Genomic DNA, 6,651 nt, shown 5'->3' with positions numbered 1-6,651 from the left:
AGGTGGGCATCACGCTGATCTGCCTCGCGTACGCGCCGAACGCCGCGATCTTGGCGGCTCGCGACGCTAGAGGTACATGCCGGTCTTGGGTTCCTGGGAGTCGCGTTGGGCTGGTTTGTCGCCTTCGCCGAAGAAGCGCTTGCCGCCGAACTCGCCGTGGAGGCGGTCGTCCAGCTCGTCGGCCAGGCCCGTCATGACCTGGACGGCGAGCATGAGGTGGGTCGCCTGGAAGTTGCGGCCGAAGACGGGGATCGAGGCCCAGACCGTGTCGTTGGTGCAGTAGAGGCGGCCGATCGGCATGCGGTTGGTCAGCTCGGAGAGCTTGACGTAGAGCTGCTCGGTCGGCTCGATCTCCGTCAGCACCGGCGAGAACACGTCGACCAGGGGCGGGTTGTCCCGGACGCGTACGAAGACCATCGCCGAGCCCGCTCGGATGCCGATGTCGCCGTCGGAGTCGACCTTGAGCTGTTCGGGCTCGGACTTCATCAACGCGGCGACTACGGTGCGGACCCGCTCCTCGAGTGCGACGCTGTCGTCTTCCGAGGGCCGCTCGCCGCGTGCGGCCATGGCCTGGCCGGTCTTTATCGCGCTGTCGAGGTCGAGGCTGCCGGCGAGCTCGGGCCGCGCCGTCGCGAGCGGCTCGACCGGGATGGGCTCGTCCTCCGCGTCGTGCACGAGGTAGACGAGGAACGCGGGGTGGGGTGCGCCGTAGACGTCGCGCAACGTACGCGAAACGGTCGTGGCGATCCGGGAGGCGTCCTTGATCGGCGAGTGCAGGCCGAACTGCTCACCGGAGTCCGGCAACACTCCCGGCGGCGACCACCCGAGCGCGACGAGGTCGGCGACGGCGCCGCGGTCGAGTCGGTACCCCTCCGGCAGCGACGCGTTGCCGACGGCGAGCGCGCGGACGGTGCCCTCGGCCAGGATCTGGAGCTCGACGGAGTAGACGGCGGCCCCAGTGCCCGACGCGGTCGGATCGAGCGTCAGCTCCACCCGGGAGCCGACCGGCAGCTCGGGAAGAATCCTCGACAGCGCCCGCGCGAAGTCACGCCACGCCTCGATGACCTTGCCCCGCAAATCGGCCGTGCTCGCCTCGTCGAGCAGGATGGCGTCGGTAAAACCGTCGTCCCCCGTACTCGTTAGCTGCGCTGACGTCATGATCGCCTCCGTCCGTCAGCCACACCCTACCCAGGGCACCAGGCCGCACGGATAGGCCGGTGTGAGTCGGATAACCGCATTACACCGCGCTTCCACCCAGTCTGCTGACCAAGCCCGGACGGCACGGTTTCCGAGCAGGCCGAGTTTCGGCGCGCGCCTCCGTTCGAGGCAACAACCTGAATCCCGAAACGACCAGCGATGTTCAGCATCCGAAGCCAACGCGAGGATTGCGCGGTTTGCCCCGGCCCCGCATGGCCCCGTCCCGCAGCGGCCGTAGGGTCGTGGGCGAGTCTGGTTACTAGGAGGAACGCCGTGGCGGGTTTCGCGGCCGTCGTACTGGCCGGCGGCTCCGCGCGACGGATGGGCGGGTCCGACAAGCCGTCGCTGGTGGTGGCCGGCCGTTCGTTGCGCGACCGGGTGCTGGATGCCCTGGCCGACGCCGACCCGCGGATCGTCGTCGGCGGACGCCCCGAGGTTCCGGCCCGGGTGGTCTACACCCGCGAGGACCCACCGGGTGGTGGTCCGGTAGCTGCGATCGCCGCCGGACTGTCGCTGGTGGGCCCGTCGCCGCAGGCCGGCCGGTTGCCGCAGGTGGTGGCCCTGGTTGCCGGCGATCTGCCGTTGCTGACAGCGGCAGCGATGGCCACGCTGCGCAACGCCTTGTCCACTGCGGACGGTGCGTTGTTCGTCGACCCCGACGGTCGGCGCCAACTGCTGTGCGGGGTCTGGCGAGTGGATTCGCTGCGCCGTCGGCTTACCGAGATGGCGTCCGGTGTGCAGGGCGCCTCAATGCGCGCCCTGGTCGAGCCGCTGCGGGTGGTCGAGGTGCCGTGGTCGGGGGACGGTCCGCCGCCGTGGTTCGACTGCGATACCGAGGAGGACCTCCGTATCGTGCGGGAATGGCTGACAGCGAAAAGAGCGGGATGACGCTGGACGAGTGGGTGAAGGCGGCGTGCGCGAAGCTGGACATCGCGCCCTCCGACGCTCCGGTGTCCCTGGTGCTCAACCTGGCCAGGGACGTCGCCCACAACACGGTGCGGCCGGCCGCACCGGTCACCGCGTACCTGCTCGGACTCGCCGTCGGTAGAGGCGCCGACCCGCGGGAGGCGGCGGACGCCTTGACCGCCTTGGCGGCCAGCCAGGCCAAGTCCGACAGCGACGAACACTGACGAAGCCCCTCGTTATGGGTCCCTCCTTTCTCCGCAGCGTGCCGCGAAGGCCACCCAGTGGCCCGGGCGCCCGTTGATTCGGTGCGGGTGCGCCGCCGCCTGGGCTGCCAGGCCGAGTCGGGCCGCGCTTCGTGGGCCCGCAGCGGTCGGCTGGCCTCGTTTGCCGCGCTTAGCTACGCGGGCTGCCGCGTGCGGGGGCAGGATGGGGGCGTGGGACGCGTTACCGACCGGCGGGAGATCGTTCGCATCGATCTTTCGGCCGGCACCGCTGTGCGCCGGATGGACTCGATCTCCGGTGAGGAGCCGCTCGAGATTCGGGTGGGTGCTCGCGCTGACGGGCGGCAGCCAAGGCGGCCCCTCGCCGTCACCATGCGTACGCCCGGTGATGATATTGATCTTGCCATTGGGTTTCTGTTGACCGAAGGTGTCATCCGGGATGCCGGCGACATCGTCACCGCTCAGCTCTGTGCCGGCACGGACACGCCTAACACCTACAACGTCGTCGACATCGTGCTGGCCGACGGGGTGCCCCCGCCCGACACCGATCCCGCTCGCGCCTTCTATACGACCACTTCCTGCGGCGTGTGTGGGAAGGCGAGCATCGACGCCATTCGCACCCGGTCGCCGTGGCGGCTCGCCGACAGCCCGCTGACGGTGCCCGCGGCGGTGCTGGCCACGCTGCCCGATCGGCTTCGGGCCGCTCAGCAGGCCTTTGACCGTACCGGCGGACTGCATGCCGCTGGTCTCTTCACCGCCGATGGCGAGTTGGTCCTCGTGCGCGAGGACGTCGGGCGGCACAACGCCGTCGACAAGGTCATTGGGCGGGCGGTCGCCGAGCATCTCCTGCCCTTGGACCGCCACGTGCTGCTCGTCTCCGGGCGGGCCAGTTTCGAGCTGACCCAGAAGGCCTGGATGGCTGGCATCCCGCTGCTGGCGGCGGTGTCGGCGCCGAGTTCGCTCGCCGTCGACCTGGCGCACGAGGCCGGCATGACCCTGGTCGGCTTCCTGCGGGGGGCGACGATGAACGTGTACGCCGGCGCCCAGCGGATCACCCAACCCGAGCGGGACCAGGCGGCGGTGCGCTGATCGCCGCCGGGTGATGTCCGCCGCTGCCAGCAGCAGTGTGGCCACGAACCACGCGAGGGCTGCCCACGGGAACATTGCCGTCAGCTCGCCTGGTCGAGGCCGACGTGCGGAGCGATCCAGCGCCGCCGTCGACGCGCGTCTCGCTGTGGCGGCGCCTGGTGTGGCTGCTCGGCGGCATCGACCATGATCGACGGCGGCAAACACTGGTCGAGAATCTCGTCGATCATGCGCGCGAGGGCGTAGTCGGGGTCGACCGCCAGCGCCCGCTCGACGGCGATGGTCGCCAGTGCACCGTGTCCGACCCGCCAGGCCGCGAAAGCCAGCAGGCTCGCCGGTGCGGCGGCCAGGGGCGGATCGACCCGGCGCACGACGTCGCTCCACAGGTCGACATGCCAGTCGTCGTCGGTGGTGTGTTCCCAAGCATGATCGCGTACGGGCAAATGGACCAGCAGCACGCTGAGCCAGGCCACCTCGTCGTCAGTGAGCGTGCGACCGGCGCGGTAGCGGTCGACGGCATCGTCCACCGCCGCGTCGCCGGCCGCGCGCAGGGTCTTCGCTACGCGGGCGTTCGCGTGCACCGCGCCGGCGGCCGTGTGCGCCATCGACCGGAGCCGGACGGAACCCGTGTCCGCCGCTGCCCGGGCGGCGTCGACCAGGGCCGTCAGCCGCGTGTCAGCCCTGGCCGTGGCGTCGGTCATCGCCACACGTGCGGCCCCGGTGATCGGGGCGACCAGGGTGGCGACGGCATCCCGGTCGGGCAGTGCGACCCGGCCCGCGTAGACGGCCGCGGCTCCCACGCAGGTCGTGGCCAGGTCGAACGGCATGCCTTCGGGCGGGCAGCAACTGGGGTTGGCACAGACGTAGGACCAGTAGCGACCGCTGTCGACTCGGAGTACGTCGACCGTCGTGACGTCGGTCGACCGCAGCGCCACACAGACCGCCTCGGCGACCGGTGTGACCAGCGTGGAGGGGCCGTACCCGATGATGGCGACGGCGTCGATGGAGTCGCGGAGCAGGAGCGAGAGCAGGCGGCGGGCGATCCGATCGGGACTGACCGCGCCGGGTAGTTCGCCGCGCACCACGAAGCGCACGCGATCGCCGACGATCGCGATGACCACGATGCTTTCGCTCGGGTGGAAGCCGAGGAGATAGGGCACCGACGCGATGAGGTCGGCGCAGGAACGCACTGTGATGGGTGGCGCCTCGGTAGCGGTCATGGCGCGGAAGCGTGGTCGATGTCGATGGGTGATCGCCACCGGGGCTGTGGATAACTTCGATGGGCCCGAAGTTATCCACAGGCGCTGGCCAAGATCCCTACCGCGGCCTCGGGCCCGGAAAACTCAACCGCGGAAGCGCAGCCCGTGCAGCTCGATCTCGACGTCGTCCACGGTGGACGGCGCGGGGCGCAGGTCCAGGCTGAGCTCGACAGCGGAGAGGAGGTCGAAACCAGCGGCATGAAGCGACTTCAGAGCTTCGACGTTTCGCGACTCGGGTCGGATGGTGAGTCGCGTCAGCGAGCGCTTCTTCGCCTCGCCGGTCACGTGCTTCAGCAGCGCCGCGCCGATGCCGGACCCGCGGTGCCGGGCGGCGACGACGATGGGTTCGACCTCGCCGCTCGTGCCCTGCATCAGCAAGCCGACGAGACCGATGACACCCTCGCTCGATCCCTCGGCCACCCAGATGCCCGACAGGTCGAGCCGGGTCAGATAGTCCTCGAACCCGGCGCCTGGGTCCGGGCCGGCCGACTGCCCGTAGAGACCGCTCCGCCGCTCCGCGAGCTCGACCCAGAGTGCCCGGCCCTCGGCGTGATCCCGGGGACGATAAGGGCGGACCACCACATCCGTCATGTCCTCATGCTTACTCTCCGAAGCGACCCGGCGAAACCCGACGCACGACAGGGGTCCAGACTTGCGTGTCATGGACCTGGCCTATCTCCGGTCACATCCGCAACACCTGCCGACGTTCCTCAAGCACCAACGCATCCGCGAGACACCGGTGGCGGGTGGGAGCATCTCGGCGGCAGCCCGGTTGACCCTCGACGACGGCGCTTCGCTGTTCGTCAAGACGTGGCCCGAGCGGGCGCCGTCGCCGGCGCCCGAAGGCTTCTTCACGTCCGAGGCGTCGGGCATCTCATGGTTGCGGACGCCGGGTGGTCCACCGTTGCCCGAGGTGCTGGTTGCGCTGCCCGACATGCTGGCGCTGGAGTGGCTCGACGCGGGCGAGCCCACCAAGGCGGGCGCCGAGCGGTTCGGCCGCGAGTTGGCGATCATGCATCGATCTGGCGCGCCGGCTTTCGGTGCGGAGTGGCCTGGCTACATCGGGGCGCTGCCGCAGGACAACACGCTCTCGTCGCAACCGTGGCCGCAGTGGTTCGCCGAGGCGCGGCTGCGGCCCTATCTGCGGCTGTCGGCGGATGGCGGCGCGCTCTCCCCGGCGGACGTCGCGGCGACGGAGCGGCTGATCGAGCGGATCGACCGGCTCGGTGGTGCCGAGCCGCCGTCCCGCATCCATGGCGACCTGTGGCCGGGCAATTTGTACTGGGCCGCCGACGGTCGCGCGTGGCTGATCGACCCGGCGGCGCACGGTGGCCATCGGGAGACGGACCTGGCGCAGCTCGCGCTCTTCGGCGGTGCGCCGGAGCTGGGGCGGATCATCGACGCCTACCAGGAGGAGTGGCCGCTTGCCGACGGTTGGCGGCAGCGGGTGCCGTTGCATCAGCTGCACCTGCTGCTGGTGCATACGGCGCTGTTCGGGTCGGCCTATCGCTCCGCGGTCCGCCAGGCGGTCGACACCCTGCTGCGGTCTTAGGCTCGCGCATCGTCGCTCCGCGCGGCACGCCATAGGCGGCCTCCGGCGTATGGCTCGCATTGGTGCGGTTTGTTTCGACTGCACGCGAAGAGGCGTCGGGGGCGGTGGCGGCGCTCGCCGACCGATGCAGGTGCCGCCCTGGTCGCTGATCTGCCAGCGGTGTCGGCATGTGGTGTTGACGCTCACGGACGGATGCTCGGGTAGCCCCGCGGTCACCGAACTGGGTGGCGGCGTGAGGGCCTGCGGACCGACCGACGCGGTCGCTGAGCCGGCAGCGGCGTCGACTGGCGGGATGTTCAACGGCGCGGACCGACCCGCGGGCCACCTCCTAACCCAACTGGGCGGCGGTGTGAGGCGCCCGGACCGACCGGTGGGTGAGCTGCCAGCTACGTCGACTGGCGGCGTACAGCGCTTCGGACCGACGCGCCAA

The 6,651-nt window shown here is 70.5% G+C and carries 7 protein-coding genes; 4 read left to right on the top strand and 3 right to left on the bottom strand.

Annotated elements, in window-relative coordinates; genetic code table 11:
- Positions 1-66 precede the first annotated feature (66 nt).
- A complete protein-coding gene (locus tag AB0H87_RS13965; protein WP_360143928.1) occupies positions 67-1,158 on the bottom strand; it encodes a hypothetical protein in 1,092 nt (363 codons plus the stop codon).
- A gap of 312 nt (positions 1,159-1,470) precedes the next feature.
- Here AB0H87_RS13965 and AB0H87_RS13960 point away from each other — a divergent pair, with 312 nt between their 5' ends.
- The 3 genes from AB0H87_RS13960 to fdhD all read left to right on the top strand — a co-directional run bounded on the left by AB0H87_RS13960 (position 1,471) and on the right by fdhD (position 3,413).
- Complete coding sequence (locus AB0H87_RS13960; RefSeq protein ID WP_360143946.1) at positions 1,471-2,085, top strand: molybdenum cofactor guanylyltransferase; 615 nt, start codon at positions 1,471-1,473, stop codon at positions 2,083-2,085.
- On the top strand, positions 2,082-2,327 hold the full coding sequence (locus tag AB0H87_RS13955; RefSeq protein ID WP_360143943.1) for a DUF6457 domain-containing protein: 246 nt from the start codon (positions 2,082-2,084) through the stop codon (positions 2,325-2,327). Before AB0H87_RS13960 ends, AB0H87_RS13955 begins: the two co-directional genes overlap by 4 nt.
- Positions 2,328-2,537: 210 nt before the next feature.
- On the top strand, positions 2,538-3,413 hold the full coding sequence (gene fdhD, locus AB0H87_RS13950; protein WP_360143925.1) for a formate dehydrogenase accessory sulfurtransferase FdhD: 876 nt from the start codon (positions 2,538-2,540) through the stop codon (positions 3,411-3,413).
- An 80-nt stretch (positions 3,414-3,493) separates the two neighbouring features.
- On the opposite strand, the gene AB0H87_RS13945 is transcribed toward fdhD, so the two are convergent.
- Both AB0H87_RS13945 and AB0H87_RS13940 read right to left on the bottom strand, forming a co-directional pair.
- A complete protein-coding gene (locus AB0H87_RS13945; RefSeq protein WP_360143922.1) occupies positions 3,494-4,630 on the bottom strand; it encodes a DUF4192 domain-containing protein in 1,137 nt (378 codons plus the stop codon).
- A gap of 123 nt (positions 4,631-4,753) precedes the next feature.
- On the bottom strand, positions 4,754-5,260 hold the full coding sequence (locus tag AB0H87_RS13940) for a GNAT family N-acetyltransferase (RefSeq protein ID WP_360143919.1): 507 nt from the start codon (positions 5,258-5,260) through the stop codon (positions 4,754-4,756).
- 70 nt (positions 5,261-5,330) lie between these two features.
- On the opposite strand from AB0H87_RS13940, the gene AB0H87_RS13935 reads away from it, so the two are divergent.
- Entirely contained in the window at positions 5,331-6,221 is an 891-nt protein-coding gene (locus AB0H87_RS13935; RefSeq protein ID WP_360143916.1) for a fructosamine kinase family protein, read from the top strand.
- Positions 6,222-6,651: the final 430 nt, after the last annotated feature.

Source organism: Asanoa sp. NPDC050611 (genome assembly GCF_040654855.1).
In the GTDB taxonomy this organism is placed as follows: Bacteria; Actinomycetota; Actinomycetes; order Mycobacteriales; family Micromonosporaceae; genus Asanoa.
This window is presented reverse-complemented; position numbering and strand designations above follow the sequence as displayed.

What these genes read in the sequence shown, in the direction of transcription:
- AB0H87_RS13965 (WP_360143928.1), bottom strand. Translation starts at nt 1,158, where the DNA reads ATGACGTCAGCGCAGCTAACGAGTACGGGGGACGACGGTTTTACCGAC.
- AB0H87_RS13955 (WP_360143943.1), top strand. Translation starts at nt 2,082, where the DNA reads ATGACGCTGGACGAGTGGGTGAAGGCGGCGTGCGCGAAGCTGGACATC.
- AB0H87_RS13945 (WP_360143922.1), bottom strand. Translation starts at nt 4,630, where the DNA reads ATGACCGCTACCGAGGCGCCACCCATCACAGTGCGTTCCTGCGCCGAC.
- AB0H87_RS13940 (WP_360143919.1), bottom strand. Translation starts at nt 5,260, where the DNA reads ATGACGGATGTGGTGGTCCGCCCTTATCGTCCCCGGGATCACGCCGAG.
- AB0H87_RS13935 (WP_360143916.1), top strand. Translation starts at nt 5,331, where the DNA reads ATGGACCTGGCCTATCTCCGGTCACATCCGCAACACCTGCCGACGTTC.